Origin of the sequence: Collimonas antrihumi, from assembly GCF_018304965.1 — a bacterium.
Lineage (GTDB): Bacteria > Pseudomonadota > Gammaproteobacteria > Burkholderiales > Burkholderiaceae_D > Collimonas > Collimonas antrihumi.
On record NZ_JAGQED010000003.1, the window covers coordinates 159,572 to 177,255 of the forward strand.

17 protein-coding genes are annotated in these 17,684 nt (G+C 56.4%); 11 read left to right on the plus strand and 6 right to left on the minus strand.

Annotation, left to right across the window (positions count from 1 at the left end):
- Positions 1-221: 221 nt before the first annotated feature.
- Complete coding sequence (locus KHU29_RS04740) at positions 222-1,802, plus strand: isocitrate lyase (RefSeq protein WP_211451530.1); 1,581 nt, start codon at positions 222-224, stop codon at positions 1,800-1,802.
- Positions 1,803-1,943: 141 nt separating this feature from the next.
- Positions 1,944-2,351 (plus strand): SRPBCC family protein, encoded by a 408-nt coding sequence (locus KHU29_RS04745; RefSeq protein WP_211451531.1) that lies wholly within the window; start codon positions 1,944-1,946, stop codon positions 2,349-2,351.
- A 195-nt stretch (positions 2,352-2,546) separates the two neighbouring features.
- Here the strand turns inward: KHU29_RS04745 and KHU29_RS04750 are convergent, their stop codons facing one another.
- The 6 genes from KHU29_RS04750 to KHU29_RS04775 form a co-directional block, all read right to left on the minus strand.
- Positions 2,547-2,993: a hypothetical protein gene (locus tag KHU29_RS04750; protein ID WP_211451532.1), complete on the minus strand. Its 447-nt coding sequence runs from the start codon at positions 2,991-2,993 to the stop codon at positions 2,547-2,549.
- Between the two features lie 156 nt (positions 2,994-3,149).
- The gene (locus KHU29_RS04755) at positions 3,150-3,644 is read right to left on the minus strand and encodes a DinB family protein (RefSeq protein WP_211451533.1); all 495 of its coding nucleotides are present in this window, start codon (positions 3,642-3,644) and stop codon (positions 3,150-3,152) included.
- A gap of 148 nt (positions 3,645-3,792) precedes the next feature.
- Positions 3,793-4,563 (minus strand): slipin family protein, encoded by a 771-nt coding sequence (locus KHU29_RS04760; RefSeq protein ID WP_211451534.1) that lies wholly within the window; start codon positions 4,561-4,563, stop codon positions 3,793-3,795.
- Between the two features lie 213 nt (positions 4,564-4,776).
- Positions 4,777-5,412, minus strand: a complete 636-nt coding sequence (locus KHU29_RS04765; protein WP_211451535.1) for a 2OG-Fe(II) oxygenase — start codon at positions 5,410-5,412, stop codon at positions 4,777-4,779.
- Positions 5,413-5,624: 212 nt separating this feature from the next.
- Positions 5,625-6,311, minus strand: coding sequence for a Fe2+-dependent dioxygenase (locus KHU29_RS04770; protein ID WP_211451536.1), 687 nt, complete (start codon positions 6,309-6,311; stop codon positions 5,625-5,627).
- A 16-nt stretch (positions 6,312-6,327) separates the two neighbouring features.
- Positions 6,328-8,562 (minus strand): TonB-dependent receptor, encoded by a 2,235-nt coding sequence (locus KHU29_RS04775; RefSeq protein WP_211451537.1) that lies wholly within the window; start codon positions 8,560-8,562, stop codon positions 6,328-6,330.
- 485 nt (positions 8,563-9,047) lie between these two features.
- Here KHU29_RS04775 and KHU29_RS04780 point away from each other — a divergent pair, with 485 nt between their 5' ends.
- The 9 genes from KHU29_RS04780 (at position 9,048) to KHU29_RS04820 (ending at position 17,682) form a co-directional block, all read left to right on the plus strand.
- A complete protein-coding gene (locus tag KHU29_RS04780) occupies positions 9,048-9,365 on the plus strand; it encodes a hypothetical protein (RefSeq protein ID WP_211451538.1) in 318 nt (105 codons plus the stop codon).
- A gap of 51 nt (positions 9,366-9,416) precedes the next feature.
- A complete protein-coding gene (locus tag KHU29_RS04785) occupies positions 9,417-10,442 on the plus strand; it encodes a patatin-like phospholipase family protein (RefSeq protein ID WP_211451539.1) in 1,026 nt (341 codons plus the stop codon).
- A 54-nt stretch (positions 10,443-10,496) separates the two neighbouring features.
- The gene (locus KHU29_RS04790) at positions 10,497-11,384 is read left to right on the plus strand and encodes an alpha/beta fold hydrolase (RefSeq protein ID WP_211451540.1); all 888 of its coding nucleotides are present in this window, start codon (positions 10,497-10,499) and stop codon (positions 11,382-11,384) included.
- A gap of 160 nt (positions 11,385-11,544) precedes the next feature.
- The gene (locus KHU29_RS04795; protein WP_211451541.1) at positions 11,545-12,375 is read left to right on the plus strand and encodes a 3',5'-nucleoside bisphosphate phosphatase; all 831 of its coding nucleotides are present in this window, start codon (positions 11,545-11,547) and stop codon (positions 12,373-12,375) included.
- 239 nt (positions 12,376-12,614) lie between these two features.
- Positions 12,615-13,115, plus strand: coding sequence for a hypothetical protein (locus tag KHU29_RS04800; RefSeq protein ID WP_211451542.1), 501 nt, complete (start codon positions 12,615-12,617; stop codon positions 13,113-13,115).
- A gap of 181 nt (positions 13,116-13,296) precedes the next feature.
- Positions 13,297-14,490: a cytochrome c oxidase subunit II gene (locus KHU29_RS04805; RefSeq protein WP_211451543.1), complete on the plus strand. Its 1,194-nt coding sequence runs from the start codon at positions 13,297-13,299 to the stop codon at positions 14,488-14,490.
- A gap of 38 nt (positions 14,491-14,528) precedes the next feature.
- A complete protein-coding gene (ctaD, locus tag KHU29_RS04810) occupies positions 14,529-16,280 on the plus strand; it encodes a cytochrome c oxidase subunit I (RefSeq protein ID WP_211451544.1) in 1,752 nt (583 codons plus the stop codon).
- 5 nt (positions 16,281-16,285) lie between these two features.
- Positions 16,286-16,942 carry a cytochrome c oxidase subunit 3 family protein gene (locus KHU29_RS04815; RefSeq protein WP_246541526.1) on the plus strand — a complete coding sequence of 219 codons (657 nt, stop codon included), beginning with the start codon at positions 16,286-16,288 and terminating at the stop codon, positions 16,940-16,942.
- Positions 16,943-16,977: 35 nt separating this feature from the next.
- Positions 16,978-17,682, plus strand: coding sequence for a heme-copper oxidase subunit III family protein (locus tag KHU29_RS04820; RefSeq protein WP_425514446.1), 705 nt, complete (start codon positions 16,978-16,980; stop codon positions 17,680-17,682).
- The last annotated feature ends 2 nt before the right edge of the window (positions 17,683-17,684 follow it).

Consider the following 17,684-nt stretch of genomic DNA (forward strand, 5'->3'; position numbering starts at 1 on the left):
TTTCACATAGCAAAAAATAGAGCATAAGGCATTGAAAATAAACGAATTAATTTAAGTCATATGTCTTATATAAGACATGGTCGATATTCAAAAAAACCGCTATTATTTCTCCATGCAGTTTTCTTCGATTTCACCACTCTGGTTTTCGTACGAGAGTGAACAGATGTATCGCCACACAATTCGTTTTTTCTCAATCTTGCTTTATTATCTAGGATATACACATGTCACAATATCAAGACGACATCAAAGCCATTGCCAGCCTGAAAGACAAAGAAGGTAGTGCCTGGAACGCGATTAATCCTGAATCTGCCGCACGTATGCGCGCCCAGAACAGATTCAAAACCGGTCTGGATATCGCCAGGTACACCGCCAAGATCATGCGCGATGACATGGCAAACTACGACGCTGACTCGTCCAAATACACCCAGTCTTTGGGTTGCTGGCACGGTTTTATCGGTCAACAGAAGATGATTTCGATTAAGAAGCACTTCAACAACACCGACCGTCGCTACCTGTACCTGTCTGGCTGGATGGTTGCTGCGTTGCGCTCCGAATTCGGCCCGTTGCCTGACCAGTCCATGCACGAGAAGACTGCCGTAGCCGACCTGATCAGGGAGCTGTACACTTTCCTGCGCCAAGCCGATGCACGTGAACTGGGCGGTTTGTTCCGCCAATTGGACGGTGCTCAAGGCGCTGCCAAGCAAGCGATCCAGGACAAAATTGATAACCACGTCACCCACGTAGTGCCAATCATTGCCGATATCGATGCCGGTTTCGGCAATGCTGAAGCGACCTACCTGATGGCTAAGCAGATGATTGAAGCGGGTGCATGCTGTATCCAGATCGAAAACCAGGTTTCCGATGAAAAGCAGTGCGGCCACCAAGACGGTAAAGTAACTGTTCCTCACGAAGATTTCCTGGCGAAGATCCGTGCCGTGCGTTACGCGTTCCTGGAGCTGGGTGTAGACGACGGTGTCATCGTTGCGCGTACCGACTCACTGGGTGCAGGCCTGACCAAACAAATCGCGGTAACTCGCGAGCCGGGCGATTTGGGCGATCAATACAACTCCTTCCTGGACGTTGAAGAAGTTTCTACCGAATCCATGAACAATGGCGACGTTGTCATCAAGCGCGACGGCAAGCTTCTGCGCCCTAAGCGTTTGCCTAGCAATTTGTTCCAGTTCCGCGCCGGTACCGGTGAAGAGCGTTGCGTATTGGATTGCATTACATCTCTGCATAACGGCGCCGACTTGCTTTGGATCGAAACCGAGAAGCCACACATTGCTCAGATCGGCGGCATGGTCAAAGCGATTCGTAAAGTTATTCCAAATGCCAAGCTGGTTTATAACAACAGCCCGTCATTCAACTGGACACTGAACTTCCGTCAGCAAATTTTCGACCTCATGAAAAGCGAAGGCAAAGACGTTTCTGCTTACGATCGCGCTGCGCTGATGAGCGTTGAGTACGACGCAACTGAATTGGCAATTGCCGCAGATGAAAAAATCCGGACTTTCCAAGCCGATTCAGCGCGTGAAGCGGGTATTTTCCATCACCTGATTACTCTGCCGACTTATCACACCGCTGCATTGTCGACTGACAACCTGGCAAAAGAATACTTCGGTGACCAGGGCATGTTGGGTTATGTTGCCGGCGTTCAGCGCAAGGAAATCCGCCAGGCTATCGCTTGTGTCAAGCATCAGAACATGGCCGGTTCAGACATCGGCGATGATCACAAAGATTACTTCAGTGGCGAAGCTGCTCTGAAAGCATCTGGTAAAGACAATACGATGAACCAGTTTTAACAACTGAATCCGGTGTGGAAAAAAGCTCGCTGCGGCGAGCTTTTTTTTATGCGCAGGTTGGTCTGTTCTGTAGCCATGCTAAATTAATGTTTGGATTAACGTCACGCAATCCATGCTTCCTTAGACAACGAGGACAACACCATGTGGGCTCACGAAGATAGTATTGAAACAACAGCGACGCCGGCACAGGTCTGGAAGCTGTTTGCAGACGTAGAGGGCTGGAAAAAGTGGAACCAGGGGATTGATAACATCGAGATCCACGGCGCATTTGCGGTTGGCACCACGTTCTCGATGCAACCTCCCGGCGAGGACGTGTTTACCACCACTTTGATCGATGTCAAAGAGAACCAGAGTTTTACCGATGAGACGATCATAGACGGCACCCGGATACTGGTGCACCACAGAATCGTGCCGCTGGCTTCCGGCGGCAGCAAGGTCATCTACAGCACCGAGATTACCGGACCGGCCGCGGCCGATTTCGGGCCGATGGTGACCGCGGATTTCCCGGAAGTGCTGGCGGCGTTGAAAAAGCTTGCAGAACTTAAGTAAGTATTGCCTGCCTTCAGCTAGTAGGGTGGGCATGAATGCCCACGCGGAATTGACTCGTGGCAGATGACTGTTTCGGTAACGCGTACGTTCGCACTCCGGCTATCGCGGTCACGCGTGGGCATTCATGCCCACCCTACTTACTGCTCGATGTCGGTAATCATATTGTCGAGGTCGATATGACGTTTTTGGTAAAAATCAGGCTTTGAATTTATTCTTGAGAGCGTCAAGTTTCGAGCTTGATGCCGCTTGCCCGTTGCTGTTGTCGTTGCTGTCTGCATCGTCTGCGTAGTCTTCTTCGGCAAATTCGTCAGCCAGGTTTTTCCAGCCTTTGCTTGCCGCGAACGCATTGAATTCTTCCGGTGCTTCCAGCACGATCAGTTTGTCGTCCTGCAAACCAAGATCGCCGTGGCCGAAGTCCGGGCCGACGTAGCCGATCTTGCGCAACTGGCCCAGAACCTGGGCGATCAGTACTTTGTCTTCATACAGGCGGTCTTTGCCGATCGCCGAGGCGAAATCGATATAGACGTCGATGATTCCATAGCCTTCATCGAAAATACGAATTGCTTTTATGTTATGACTACGGCCAGTGGCGTCGGTAACGCTGAATGGCCCGCTGAGTTGGATGTCGGTTTCGCTGTTCATCCGGAAAGGATACACCAAATGACGATGGATCTGCCGCCGGCGTTGTCGTCAGGGAGGCTTCATCGATCGCGATTCATCGGTAGACTGATCTGTTTACAGCGCAAACAAATCGGAGGAGTGCCATGTTAAAGCAAGTCGATGCCGGCGTTCTGAATGTCACCTGCGAGCGGTCTCTATTTTTCCAAGCAGCCACTGCAAGCCCGCCAGGTGCTGCTGGTCGTGGCTGCACAGATGGTGCACCAGGCCGCGTAGCGTGACAGGGCCATAACCTTCAAATTCGGCGCTGCGTTTGAACTGTTCTGGATTCAGGTTCGATAGCAGTTCGACTGTCTTGGCCCGCGCTGCGCGAAATGCGGTGAAGACGGTAACCGGATTGGCGGCGGCGTAACCGCGCTCGCTGGCAAGGGCGTCGCTATCGATCGAAACCAGAAGTGGATCGACTTCATCAAGCGTGCGCCGGAAGCGTAGCTGATAGCCGTCGATCTCGATGTCGCGTACGTGGCAAATCTGTTCGATGGCGGTGAACGGTTCACTCGGCACGCCTTCCCAGGAGGCTGGCGTCCAATGCCGAAATTCGGCGGGAATGGCGGCAAAATGCGCCTCTAGCTGTAGCGGGAAAGCGGCGAGGGTATCGATCGTAATTGGGTGCATGATTGGAGGTATTCCTGGCGCGCCGGGTGACGGGAAATTTTGGAAAGCCAATTATATGGCAACGCCAAAAATGCGTTGTGGCATGGCTGGCTTTAACCCTGCCGCAGTACGACTCACGTATCCCGGGCTGAACTGAATTTGACGCCGGCTACGGCGTCTTTCTTTTATCTCCCAGGAACGAAGATAGCAGATCCATCGGCAATGGGAATACGACCGTGGTGTTCTTGTCGGCGCCAATCACGGTCAGCGTTTCCAGGTAGCGCAGCAGGATTGCCTGCGGTTCCTGCGCCAATACGTGGGCTGCCTGGTAGAGTTTTTCAGATGCTTGCAGCTCACCCTCGGCGTGGATCACCTTGGCGCGCCGTTCGCGTTCTGCTTCAGCTTGCCGTGCGATGGCGCGGATCATCGATTCGGTCAGGTCTACCTGCTTGATTTCGACATTGGAAACCTTGATGCCCCAGGAGTCGGTTTGCGCATCGAGCGCCTGCTGAATCGCGAGGTTCAGTTTTTCGCGCTCGGCCAGCATGTCGTCCAGCTGATGCTTGCCCAGCACCGAGCGCAACATGGTTTGCGACAACTGACTGGTTGCGTTGAAAAAATTGGCTACCTCGACGATGGCTTTCTTGGGATCGGTGACACGGAAATAAACCACCGCATTAACCCGTACCGACACGTTGTCGCGCGAGATTACGTCCTGCGTCGGCACCTCCAGCACGACGGTCCGCAAATCCACCCTGACCAGCTGTTGAATGGCCGGAATCAGAAGCACCAGCCCCGGCCCTCTGACGCCGGAGAACCGTCCCAGGGTGAAGACTACGCAACGCTCATATTCCCGAAAAATGTATACTGCCGCATTCAGCAGGATGAGCAATACGAAAACGAATGCGACTAGTCCGAACCAGGCGAAATTCCAGGGCATTTTGTGCCTCCTTCCTTGTCGAGGATGGCTTTGCGCGGGTGCCCGGTAACCGGATAGGTCAGGTAGCAGCCGGCAAGTCATACAAACAGTATAGGCCACCGCGCGCTGCATAGACATGCCGAGACATGCCGAGACATGCCGAGACATGCCGGGCGCATCCCGGACACATGGGCCAGGGCTTAGTCGAAGTTTCTTAATTCACAACTAGTTACCTTAGGCGGGCCGTCGTCTGAACCAGCCGGCGAGGGACAGGCGGTCACGCGTCGCCGGGAGTACTTCGTGCAGCATGTCAGCCGACAGGAATAGCACCAGGCGGCTGCCTAGCGGCGCAATGTCTTGCGTGCACTCGCCCTGCGGATGCAAGCGCAAGGCGCCGCCTTGTTCCGGCAGCCAGTCTTGATTGAGATAGATGACTACCGACACCGTGCGACAGTCATCGTCGCGGAATCGGTCCAGGTGGGTCTGGTAAGAAGCGCCTGGCGCGTAAAGCGCAAAGTGGCTTTCATAATCCACCAGTCCTAGAAAAAGCTCGCGGTTGAGCGCCACGCGCAAATTCTCCATGATGTGCAGATAATGGTCGCATGCCGGCGATTGTCCGGCTTTAAGCCAAAGAATCTGGTCGCCGCGGATATCGGTCCGTATCGCTTGCGTCGTGCCGCGGCCTACGCTGGCCGCATTCAGGGCGCCACTGGTTGCCAGCAAACGGCATTCGGCGGCCAGCTCCAGCGTCAGTTGCGCCGGCAAGAAAATGTTTTGCTGGGACCAGCCATGCTCGACCAGATCGTCGGCCAAATGCAGCTGCAGCGCCTCGCTGAGGTACTCGGGGGAAACTGGGGACTCCGAAAGCATCGCAACCACTCTTTGCTGGAAAAGGTGCATTAACTGCAAATCGTCAATAGTCCAGGAGTGCAGCCAGGAGTGTTGTTTTAACGATGCCGCCTTCAGCCGTTCGCACAAGCGAATCGTGAGGCTAGCCAACTATAGTAACACCGCAGCAGATTAATGCCTGCTGCGGCGTTGGCCCAATTTCAGACGCGTTTCAAGTGGGGTTCAGATGACCTTCAGGTCTCGCTCCATTGCCGCATCAGGTTGTGATAACAGCCGATCAAGGTACGCCGCGCTTGCTCGTCGGCGTTGGTCTGGTTCAGTTTCTGGATCGCGTTGTCCATGTCGAACAGCATGCTGCGTTGCGCATCGTCGCGCACCAGGCTTTGTACCCAGAAAAAACAGGCGGTGCGTACGCCGCGGGTGATCGGCGTCACCTGATGCAAGCTGGTGGCCGGATAAATCACCATATCGCCGGCAGCCAGTTTTACCGAGTGCATGCCATAACTGTCTTCAATCTGCAGCTCGCCACCGTCGTACGAGGCCGGGTCCGACAAGAACAGGGTGGCGGAGATGTCGGTACGCAGCTTGCGGCCGTCATGCGGATTGATCCGCACGCTGCCGTCGACATGGGCGCCGAAGGTCATGCCTTCGCCGTAGCGGTTGAACATCGGCGGGTAGACCGTATTCGGCAGCGCTGCGCTGATAAAGCGCGGGTGGCGCTCCAATACCCCCAGAATGATCTGCTGGCATTGCAACGCCACTTCGGAGCGTTCATCGATCTGCTGATTGAACTTGAGCGCCGCGCCCTGGTAGCCGGCCGTGACGCGGCCGTCGACCCACGCCGGTCCGGCCTGGTCCAGCAAATCACGCACAGCGTCGAGCTGTTGTGCGTTGAGCACTTCGGGAATGGCAATCAGCATGAACGGTTCTTCAAGGCTACATACGATAGGTGAGCGATAGCATGGCAGTGCGGCCGTTGCCTGGGACCGAACGTCCGCCGTCGGACTGGATCAGCGAATCGTAATACATCTTGTTGGTCAGGTTGAACAAATTCAAGCGTATATCGTATTTCGGCTGGGTGTAAGCCAGTGTCGCGTCCCAACGTGTATAGCCGCCGACCTGCACGGTGTTGGCAGGGTTGGCGTAGCGTGCCGACATGTAAGTGGCGCCGCCGCCGACTTCCCAGTGCGGCGCGACCTTGTAGGTGGACCAGGTCGTCAGCGTATTCTTTGGCGTGTTGACCGGGATCTTGCCCAGCGTGCCGTCGAGTCCGGAAGACTGGATCACCTTGGCGTCGAGGTAAGTGTAGCCGAGCGCGATTTGCCAATCCTTGGTGATGCTGCCGACGGCGCCGGCGCGTGCGCCGTTGACTCTGACCGTGCCATCCAGCTCATATACGCCGGTGGTGATCTGGCTGCGCGCATTCTCTTTCTTGATCTGGAAGATGGCCGAGTTGAGCGACAGCTTGCCGTTGAGCAGATCCCACTTGCCGCCCAGTTCGTAGGAACGGTTTTTTTCGGGATCGAGGTTTTGCTGGCCGGTGGTGCCGGTCAGCTGTTCCAGCGACGGGTTGAACGAAGTGCCGTAGGACAGGTAGTAAGACTGCTCCGCGCTTGGCTGCCAGATGCCGCCCGCGCGCACGCTGGTGAAGTTGACTGTCTGCTGGGCGGAGGCGAGGGTGGTGTTCTTGGCGGCCGCAGGCGCATTGGTCGAGTTTAGCGAATTGGTGATGCTGGCGATGTATCTGTCGAAGCGCAGGCCGCCGACCAGTTTGAATTCAGGCGTCAGCGCCACGGTGTCGTTGACGTAGGTGGCAATCGTGTTGGCGGAGCCGCCGGCACGGTTACCGGCCTTGCTGGCGACATTGCTGCCAGCCGTGCTGTAGCCTGGATTGAGCAGCGGCACGCAGTCGTTATAACCGGCTACCGCCGAGGCGGCGTTCAATGCCACGCCGTTGCAGCTGCCGTTGCGGTAGTAGCCTTGGTTGTCGTAGCCGTCATGGCCGAGTTCCAGGCCCACCAGCAGCTCATGCTTGATGCTGCCGGTGCTGAGTTTGGCGGACAGTTCGGTCTGGTTGAAAATCGAATAGTCGCGGATGTCGCGATCATGGCTTTGGCCGCGCACGTACAAGCCGCTCAACGGCAGCGCGCTGATAGCCGATGGCGTCAGCGGCGTAAAGCCGGTGGCGGAAACCGTGCCGATGGTGTTGGGCGCAGTCTCTACCGCGCTGGTGCGGACATAGTTGAATTGGGTCTGGTTGCGCAACACGACATCCGGCGTGATCTTGTGCCTGATGGTGGCGTTCAGCGCCGCCACATCCTGGTTGGTGTGGTCGCTGTTGAGGCCGTAGGCGGTATTGCGGTCGACCGGAACTGGATGGCCATTGAGCGGCGGCAGGCCGTAATCCGGCATGTCGTGATTGTGCTGCACCAGGGCCGACAAGGTAATTTCAGTCGGGGTGCCGATGCCGAATGCATAGGAGCCGGCCAGGCCGAAATCCTGGACATCGGTCTGGTCGCGCGTGGTTGCCTTGCCATTTTGCGCCATTGCCGACAGCCGCAGCGCGGAAGTGTCCGACAGCGGACGATTATAGTCGGCGGTGGTACGAACCAGGCCGTTGGTGGTGGCCGATGCCGAGACTTCAGTCGACGCACGCAGATTGGCCTTTTTTGTCACCTGGTTGATCACGCCGCCGGTAGAGCCGCGGCCGAACAGCATCGATGACGGGCCCATCAGCACTTCGACTTCATCGATGGCGAAGGTGTCGCGATAGTACTGGCCGCGATCGCGGAAGCCGTCCAGATAGATGTCGGTGCGCGCGGAAAACCCGTTCAAATTAATGTTGTTGCCGATTTGGCCGCCTTCCGCGCCGCCCAAGGTAATGCCGGCAACGTTACGCAATGCATCCGCCAGCGAGCTCGCGCCTTGCGATTGCATCAGCGCCTTGTTCACCACAACAACCGATTGCGGCACGTCATGCAGGTCGGCGGGCAATTTGGTGAGGGAAGTGCCATTGGCGTTGAAATCGCCGCGGCTGCCTTCTACCGTTACTTCTTGCAGCACCGCTGGTGCGGCATTTGTTTTCGGGGGAGGGACTGGTTGTGCATGCAAGGTCAGGGGAGCGGCGAACACTGCGACCAGGGCAGCGGCAATCGGGTTAAGGCGGTTCATTGTTTTAGTTGTCAAAAAAGTTTGGCTTCAACGACGAAGCGGAATTTTTGGCTGGCTAATACGGCATGTGAACCCGTTTTGCTGGCTGGTATGTATTACATTGTAAATGAGAGTGATTATGTAATCGATTCTTATTTAGATTTAATTTATCGCGGTGATTATAAATGAAATTCAACGTGAATTAATAGTCGAACTAGTCGGGAATTGTAAAAACGACTGATAGGCAACCAATGCCGTTCAGTTAAGTGATATGACGTGGCCAGCCGCCACGGTGGTTCCGTCATCCCCGCGAACGCGGGGATCCAAATTACCGAGTGAAACAATGAAAATGGATTCCCGCGTTCGCGGGAACGACGCATGAGGGAGATATCTCTGGCGTCTTAACTGAACGGCATTACTAATAGGCAACAGCTTTTCATATTTCCTATTGTTTCCATTTTTTGTTAGATCAGGATGTTAATTGTTGATGTGGTTGCAAATATCATTTGACGATGTATGTATTTTTTGCAACAAAAAATGCGCGCACAGTACGCCTTTCACTTTTTATCTTCCGTTCTTCCATTAATCGGCTCCCATTCAACCCAAAGGACATCCATGACTATCAGCATCCCATCGTGCTGTCGGCAGAGGGCATGGCGCAGATAACCGGCCTGGAGCGTAACGAGCGCCTGGCGAATCCGGATGGCCTGGCGCCGGATTGGGCTTCAGATCGCAAATCCATGTTCAGCAAACGCGCCGATCCAAAGATTGGTAAATTAGGGGGAAGGAGCATATGGTCGTATCTTGTCATGCGCATAAAATAATGTGCGGGCACGATTGGATTCAACCGATAGCAATCTTCAGGGATGATTTTCATGCAAAACAAGATAGTGACTTTGGCATTGCAGGGCGGTGGCTCGCACGGCGCGTTTACCTGGGGTGCCCTGGATCGCCTGCTGGAAGATCCCCGGATCGAGATCGAGGGCATCAGCGGCGCCAGCGCCGGCGCGATGAATGCGGTAGCGATGAGTTACGGCCTGGCTATCGGCGGCCGTGACGGCGCGCGGCAGGCGCTGGCGGATTTCTGGGATAGCGTCAGCACCAGGGATCTGTACAGTTTCATGCGGCCGGAGGCATTGAGCGAGGCCGGGATCGCCGCACAGGCGACATCGTCGGCGTTGCTGAAACACATGTTTTCCGTGACCAGGATGTTCTCGCCGTATCAACTCAACCCGTTTGACCTGAACCCCTTGCGCGATATCCTCAGCAAGCAGATTGATTTCGAACGTTTGCGCGCAGAAGGCAAAGTCAAGCTGTTCATCGCCGCAACCCAGGTCAGCACCGGCCGCTTGCGCATATTTCGCAATAGCGATCTGACGCAAGATGCTTTGCTGGCATCGGCTTGCCTGCCATCGATGCACCATGCGGTCGAGATCGACGGCGAAGCCTATTGGGATGGCGGCCTGACCGCTAATCCGCCGATCTTTCCTTTGCTGCATTTGTGCAACTCGCCCGATATATTGGCGGTGCTGCTGCATCCCTTCCGCCGTCCGCTGACACCCACCGGCACTGACGAGATCGGCCAGCGTTTGAGTGAAATCAGTTTCAGCTCGACTTTTTTCACCGAACTGGGCGGACTAGCTTTGGCCAAGCGCGAAACCGAAGCCGATCCCGAGGCGCGCGGCAAAATGCATGAGCGGCTCAAGGAGTTGCGCATCCATGTGATCGACTCGGAAGCGCTGATGAGCCAGCTGAGCGTTGCCAGCAAATTGAATACCAAAGCGTCCTTCATCCACGCCTTGCGTGACGCCGGCCGTACGCGCACCGAACACTGGCTGACGGAGAAATTCTCTGGAGCCGAACTGGAGTCCAATTTCAATCTCGAGCAGTTTCTTGCTTAGATTCTTTGCTTAATTTCCTGCCTAATTTTCTAGCCTTGTGCGCACACCATGCAAATGAAAGTATCTCGTTCAGAATTCATCCCGCTGCGCGGCCAGCGTTATCACGTACGTCACTGGGGCCGCGCCGGCGCCCCGAAAATTTTCATGATGCATGGCTGGATGGACGTATCGGCCTCGTTCCAGTTCGTGGTCGATTGCCTGCAGCGTGACTGGCATGTGATCGCGCCGGACTGGCGCGGCTTTGGCCTGACCGAGGGGCCGCCGGTGGACAGCTATTGGTTTCCCGATTACCTGGCCGACCTGGATGGCATCTTGCAGCATTATTCAGCCGATGCGCCGGTTAATTTGCTTGGCCACAGCATGGGCGGCTACGCGGTTGGGTTGTACGCCGGCACACGCCCGCAACGGATCAAGGCGCTGATCAACCTGGAAGGTTTCGGCGGTGAACATCTGTCGGCCGAACTGGCGCCCAAGCGTTATGCCAAATGGCTGGATCAACTGGCCGAAGCGGCAGCCCTGCAGAGTTACCCGGACCAGGCCGCCGTGGCCGCGCGCTTGCAGAAAACCAATCCGCGCTTAAGCGATCAGCGCGCTGCATTTCTGGCTGGGAACTGGTCGCGCCAGAATGATTCGGGACGATGGGAAATCCTGGCCGATCCCGCGCATAAAATCATCAATCCGGTGTTGCCGAGAGTGGAGGAAATGCTAGCCTGCTGGCGCGCCACGACGGCGCCGGTGCTATGCGTCGAGGCGGAGCACACCAATATGTGGCAATGGATGGGCGGCCAGGAAGTGATGCGTGACCAGATCGATAGCCGCATCGCGCAGCTGCCGCAGGCCAGGAGTGCGATCATTGCGGATGCCGGGCACATGTTGCATCACGACCAGCCGCAGGCGCTGGCGGAATTGATCGAGCAGTTTCTTCAAGATGAACTGGCTTAGCGTCAGATAGGTGTTCAGATGTTCAAGCGGCTCCGCGCCATATGATGAAGCAGGCTACGGATCGATATCCGGTAGGCAAGGAAATGTGCGTTCGCAGCATGAGCGCTCCAAGGGGCGTACAATTGCAGCTTGACTACTGTCTTCCCTGTACGGACTTTTGATGTTGAACGTTGATCTCCATTGCCATTCCAATGTTTCCGACGGCACTTTGGCGCCGATGGAAGTGGCTGCGCGCGCCAAGGCTAATGGCGTCGATATATGGGCACTGACCGATCATGATGAAGTAGGCGGCATCAGCGAGGCACGGACAGCCGCGGCGGCACTTGAACTATCCTATGTGGCCGGGGTTGAGATCTCGATCACCTGGGCCAGCCAGACTATCCACATTGTCGGCTTACAGATCGATGAAACCAATCCTGAGTTGGTGCAGGGGCTGATCGCAACTCGCGGCGGCCGTGAACGGCGCGCACGTGAAATGGCGGAGCAACTGGCGATTGCAGGGATTCCTGATGCCTACGAAGGTGCTTTGAAACATGTCGGCAATCCCGATTTGATATCGCGTACCCATTTTGCCCGCTATCTGGTGGAAATCGGCCGTTGCGCCGATACCAGTGAAGTATTCCGCAATTTTCTGACTGAGGGTAATCCCGGATATGTGCCGCATCGCTGGGCGTCGCTGGAGCAGGCAGTGCGCTGGATTCGCGGCGCCGGCGGCGTGGCGGTAGTGGCGCATCCGGGACGCTACAAATTGAGCGACCTGGCATTCGACGCCTTCTTCAGCGAGTTCAAACAACTCGGCGGCGCCGCGATCGAAGTCATGACAGGCAGCCACACGCCAGACCAATATGCCTATTACGCCAAGGTCGCCGCCAACTACGGTTTCCTGGCCTCGCGCGGCTCCGATTTCCACAGCCCTGCCGAGTCGCGGGTTGATCTTGGCGCGTTGCCGCCGTTGCCTGACAGCGTCACACCGGTTTGGTACAACTGGTAATTCCGTAACCGGGTATTCTGTAACCCCGGCAACATGGCAATTCCCCCAATGCTCTGAATCCCTCGAAATGTCCTGCGTCGGCGATATCACCTGCTGCGTCGCAGCATAGTTACTTCCTTTGCATGTCTATGATTCTGTACTACTCTGAAAGTGAGCCTGCAGCAGAGTGTATTGCTCGCGGCCTTGCCATATCTGCAACAACGATGTGGTTGTTGGTTATTGCCTTTCAGGAGGTCATCATGGAACTTCACATGCATTCGCATCACCTGGAGAATCGCTTGCCAGACTGGCCAGCCGCAGCAGTCTCCGGTTTTGCCGCCGGTGCAGTCGTGATGGTGCTGGAATTGCTCTGGTCAACCTTGTTCATGGATACCAGCCCCTGGATCACGTCGCGCATGGTTGCCGCCATCGTCCTCGGACCGGATACGATGCAGGCAAGCACCTTCAGTGTCGGCGTGGTAGCGGTGGCCCTTGCCACTCACTACGTGCTGGGCATTGTTTTGGGCCTGATTCTGGCCGTCATCATCGCACCCTTCCACTTTGACTCCAGCGTTGGCATGGTATTGCTGACCGGCGCTGTGTTCGGCCTGGCCGTTTACCTGTTCAATTTCTACGGCATGGCCCGCTTCTTCTCATGGTTTGCTGACATGCGCGGTTGGGCGACTGTGGTTGCCCATTTGATTTTCGGTATGACGGCGGCAATCATTTATTGGAAGCTGGAACGGCCGATCGGACAATAACTGCGCACACCGGTTAATTGTGACTGTCAATGTGACTGTCAACGGATCAGGATTCCGATTCTGATCCGCTGGACAGATCGCGTTGTTGCGTCGAATCGCTGCCGTCTGTAGCGATCAAAGAGTAGTCTTCATTGCGTCTAAGTCACTGCTGCGGGCATTGCTTGCAGGGGAGAGAATAGCTATGGCCATGGCTGTTGCACTCGTCTTGATGTTGGTTGCCTCGCTGCTGTTCCATTTTTTCAGCCCATGGTGGTTGACCCCGCTGGCATCGAACTGGCGGCAAATGGACGATACGCTGACCATCACGCTGGTCATTACTGCCATTTTCTTCGTCGTTATCAATCTGTTCATCGTCTACACGTTGCTGCGCTTTCGTCATCGCGAAGGGCGGCGCGCGGCCTATCAGCCCGACAATCAAAAACTTGAACGCTGGCTGATTATCGCCACCAGCATCGCCATCATGGGCTTGCTGGCGCCGGGCCTGTTTGTCTACGCGGCTTACGTCACGGTGCCGGCGAATGCGCGGGATGTCGAGGTCATCGGCCAGCAATGGCAATGGCGGTTTCGCTATCCAGGCGCCAGCGGCAAGCTGGGGCGCTCCGGCGTCGACCTGATCAGCGCCGCCAATCCGTTCGGACTGGATCCTGCCGACCCCGCCGGCCAGGACAATGTGCTGATCAATAGCAACGAACTCCATCTGCAAATCAACCAGCCGGTCAGGATGCTGTTGCGATCGGTGGATACGTTGCACGATTTTTATGTGCCGCCGTTCCGCGCTCGCATGAACATGGTGCCGGGCATGGTGACTTCATTCTGGTTCACGCCGGACAAGATCGGCCGCTATGAAGTTTTGTGCGCGCAATTGTGCGGTGTCGGCCATGCGGGCATGCGCGGTTATGTCGTAGTGGAAGACGCCGCAAGTTTTCAAAAATGGCTGAAAGCGCAACCGACGTTTGCGCAGAGCATGGCGCCGCCGGCGCCTGCTTCGGTGGCGCAGGCGGTTGCTGCCGCTGGCGCCGTTGGTGCAGCCCCGGCTGGCGATGCTCTGGTGGCGCAAGGCAAGGCGCTGGCTGAGTCTAAAGCCTGTGTTGCCTGTCATACGGTGGATGGCAGTCCGCGCGTAGGTCCGACCTGGAAGGGTTTGTTCGGTAAAACCGAAACCATGGAGAACGGCGCCACTGCATTGGTGGACGAAGCTTATCTGAAGAATTTCATCCGCAATCCGCAGGCGCGCGTGGTCAAGGGCTTTGCGCCGATGATGCCGAAAATCGAGATAAGCGACGCCGAACTGGAGGCGCTGGTGGCATACATCAAATCCTACGGTGCGCCGGCAACAGCCACGCCTGCGCAGCAAGCACAAAAATCCGCTCCATAACACCATTACGCATTTCATTACGTTAATCAAGGAACGCCATGGCCTACACCGACGACAGCGCCCACCATGCACCGCAAAGCTTCTTTCGGAAATACGTCTGGAGCCAGGATCACAAGGTGATTGCGATCCAGTACGCCAGCGTCGCCATCCTGGCCGGCCTGGTGGGGGTAGGATTGTCGAACCTGATGCGTTTGCAACTGGGTTTTCCCGGAAAATTCGCTTTTATCGATGCGCCGCATTACTACCAGTTCATGACCATGCACGGCATGATCATGGTGATCTATCTGCTCACCGCACTGTTCCTGGGTGGCTTCGGCAACTACCTGATTCCGTTGATGGTGGGTGCGCGCGACATGGCTTTTCCTTACCTGAACATGCTGAGTTTCTGGGTTTACCTGGTCTCGGTGATTGTTCTGATGACCAGTTTCTTCGTGCCGGGCGGGCCGACAGGCGCCGGCTGGACCCTGTATCCGCCGCAGGCAATCCTGCCGGGCACGCCGGGTTATGAGTGGGGCATCATCCTGATGCTGGTATCGCTGCTGATCTTTATCGTCGCCGCCACCATGGGCGGCTTGAATTACGTCACCACCGTGCTGCAGCTACGCACCGAGGGCATGACCTTGCTGCGCATGCCGCTCACCGTATGGGGAATTTTCGTCGCCACCATCCTGGCGCTGCTGGCTTTTCCGGCACTGTTCGTCAGCGGCATCATGATGCTGCTGGATCGCACGCTGGGCACCAGCTTCTTCATGCCGGCATTGGTATCGATGGGGCAGATCACCGGTTACAAAGGCGGCAGCCCCTTGCTGTTCCAGCACTTGTTCTGGTTTTTCGGTCATCCCGAGGTGTATATCGTGGCGTTACCTGCGTTCGGCATCGTGTCGGACCTGATCAGCGTCCATGCGCGTAAAAGCATTTTCGGCTATCGCACCATGGTGTACGCGATCGTGGCGATAGGGGTGCTGAGCGTGATTGTGTGGGCGCATCATATGTTCGTCAGCGGCATGAATCCATACTTCGGTTTCTTCTTCGCGACTACCACCCTGATCATTGCGGTGCCTACTGCCATCAAGGTATACAACTGGCTGCTGACCTTGTGGAATGGCGATATCCATCTGTCGGTACCGATGTTGTTTGCGCTGGCTTTCGTCAGTACCTTCCTTATCGGCGGCCTGACCGGGTTGTTTCTCGGCAACGTGAGCGTCGACATCCCGCTCTCCAATACCTATTTCGTGGTGGCGCATTTCCACATGGTGATGGGCGTGTCGCCCTTGCTGGTGATTTTTGGCGGGATTTATCACTGGTATCCGAAGGTAAGCGGACGCATGCTTAACGAAGGGATGGGGAAAGTGCATTTCTGGATCACTTTCCTCGGCACCTATGCAATATTCTTCCCTATGCATTATCTCGGCATCCTTGGCATGCCGCGCCGCTACTATGCCTTCGAGGGCTATAAATTCATTCCCGATTCGGCGCAATCGCTGAACACCTTCATTACCGTGGTTGCGTTGCTGGTGGCGACGGCGCAACTCTTGTTTATCTTTAATCTGATCTGGAGCGTGTTTCGCGGCAAGCCTGCTTCTCCGAACCCATGGCGCGCCGCGTCGCTGGAATGGCAGACACCGGAGACCCCGCCTACCCATGGTAACTGGGGGCCGCAGCTGCCGGTGGTATATCGCGGCGCCTACACCTACAGCGTGCCTGGCGCGCCACAAGATTTCATTGCGCAAAATGCACCGCCGGTGGCGGGCGATGCGGAATCGCGTATCGCTAAGGAGGCATTGGCATGATTGACATGAATAACATGCACCAAGCCGCCATTTTGAAACCGCCGGCAGGCGGCTACCTGCAGCCGGGACTGGGGTATGGCTTGTCTGGCAATCAGCGCAGCAGCGCCGTCAGCGTCGCCTTGTGGTTGTTCATGGGTGTCGCGACGGCGTTGTTCCTGCTGTTCCTGGCAGCTTACGTGATGCGCATGGACGCCAACGACTGGTCGCCGCTGGCGATGCCATGGCAGCTATGGCTCAGCACTTCGATGCTGGTGTTGTCCAGCGTGTTGTTGCATTCGGCCGCGGTCGCTGCGCGCGCATTGCAAGTGAAACGCACCCGTACTTTGCTGATCGCCGCGGGTTTCTGTGGTTTTGCTTTTTTGGGTGTGCAATGGTGGGGATGGCAAGTTCTGATGAATATGCATGTGACGGCCAGCGGCAATCCGGCCGCCAGTTTTTTCTATCTGTTGACGGCCATGCATGGACTCCATGTGGCGGGCGGACTGCTGGCCTGGGGATTTACCGCGAATACTGCGTGGCGGCCAGACCGGCGCCGCCTTGCCTGGCGCGCAGGACTATGCGCGCGTTACTGGCATTTCCTGCTGGCGGTCTGGGTGGTGTTGTTTGCTGCGCTGGGCTGGCTGACACCGGAACTGGTACGGCTGGTCTGCGGCACGCGTTGACGGCGCTGCCATAACGCTGCCATAAAGGAGGATGTATGAGCATGACAACTGCGCCATCACCTGCAACCGCACCGGCTGTCGGCCGCTGGCAGCAACTGGTGGCGGACTGGTCTTCGGACCGGCAGGCGTTCCAGGTATCGTGGGGCAAGGCCATGATGTGGATCTTCCTGCTGTCCGATACATTCATTTTCAGTTGTTTCCTGATCGGCTACATGACGGTGCGCATCTCCAGCACCATTCCGTGGCCCAATCCAAGCCTGGTGTTCGGCCTGAAGATCGGCTCCACCGAGGTGCCGCTGCTGCTCATCGCCATCATGACCTTCGTGCTCATCAGCAGCAGCGGCACGATGGCGATGGCGGTCAATTTCGCCTATCGCCGCGAGCGCGTAAAGGCGGCCATCCTGATGATTGCCACCGCCGGTTTCGGCGTGTGTTTTGTCAGCATGCAGGTGTTCGAATGGAGTAAGTTGATTTTGCAGGAAGGCGTGCGCCCTTGGGGCAATCCGATGGGCGCGCCGCAATTCGGCTCGACTTTTTTCATGATCACCGGTTTCCACGGCTTGCACGTGACGGCGGGTGTGATCTACCTGATTACGGTGGCTGTGCGGTTGCTGCGAGGCCGCTATGACGAAGTTGGCAAGATCGGCGGGAATTACCAGATCGTAGAAATCGCCGGTTTGTACTGGCACTTTGTCGATCTGGTCTGGGTTTTCATTTTTGCCTTGTTTTATCTCTGGTAGGT

Coding starts and splice junctions, on each gene's coding strand:
- KHU29_RS04755 (WP_211451533.1), bottom strand. CDS start 3,644: ATGCACCCAATTACGATCGATACCCTCGCCGCTTTCCCGCTACAGCTA.
- ctaD (WP_211451544.1), top strand. CDS start 14,529: ATGGCCTACACCGACGACAGCGCCCACCATGCACCGCAAAGCTTCTTT.
- KHU29_RS04745 (WP_211451531.1), top strand. CDS start 1,944: ATGTGGGCTCACGAAGATAGTATTGAAACAACAGCGACGCCGGCACAG.
- KHU29_RS04740 (WP_211451530.1), top strand. CDS start 222: ATGTCACAATATCAAGACGACATCAAAGCCATTGCCAGCCTGAAAGAC.
- KHU29_RS04785 (WP_211451539.1), top strand. CDS start 9,417: ATGCAAAACAAGATAGTGACTTTGGCATTGCAGGGCGGTGGCTCGCAC.
- KHU29_RS04820 (WP_425514446.1), top strand. CDS start 16,978: ATGAGCATGACAACTGCGCCATCACCTGCAACCGCACCGGCTGTCGGC.
- KHU29_RS04775 (WP_211451537.1), bottom strand. CDS start 8,562: ATGAACCGCCTTAACCCGATTGCCGCTGCCCTGGTCGCAGTGTTCGCC.
- KHU29_RS04805 (WP_211451543.1), top strand. CDS start 13,297: ATGGCCATGGCTGTTGCACTCGTCTTGATGTTGGTTGCCTCGCTGCTG.
- KHU29_RS04800 (WP_211451542.1), top strand. CDS start 12,615: ATGGAACTTCACATGCATTCGCATCACCTGGAGAATCGCTTGCCAGAC.
- KHU29_RS04795 (WP_211451541.1), top strand. CDS start 11,545: ATGTTGAACGTTGATCTCCATTGCCATTCCAATGTTTCCGACGGCACT.
- KHU29_RS04765 (WP_211451535.1), bottom strand. CDS start 5,412: ATGCTTTCGGAGTCCCCAGTTTCCCCCGAGTACCTCAGCGAGGCGCTG.
- KHU29_RS04815 (WP_246541526.1), top strand. CDS start 16,286: ATGAATAACATGCACCAAGCCGCCATTTTGAAACCGCCGGCAGGCGGC.
- KHU29_RS04770 (WP_211451536.1), bottom strand. CDS start 6,311: ATGCTGATTGCCATTCCCGAAGTGCTCAACGCACAACAGCTCGACGCT.
- KHU29_RS04790 (WP_211451540.1), top strand. CDS start 10,497: ATGAAAGTATCTCGTTCAGAATTCATCCCGCTGCGCGGCCAGCGTTAT.
- KHU29_RS04750 (WP_211451532.1), bottom strand. CDS start 2,993: ATGAACAGCGAAACCGACATCCAACTCAGCGGGCCATTCAGCGTTACC.
- KHU29_RS04760 (WP_211451534.1), bottom strand. CDS start 4,563: ATGCCCTGGAATTTCGCCTGGTTCGGACTAGTCGCATTCGTTTTCGTA.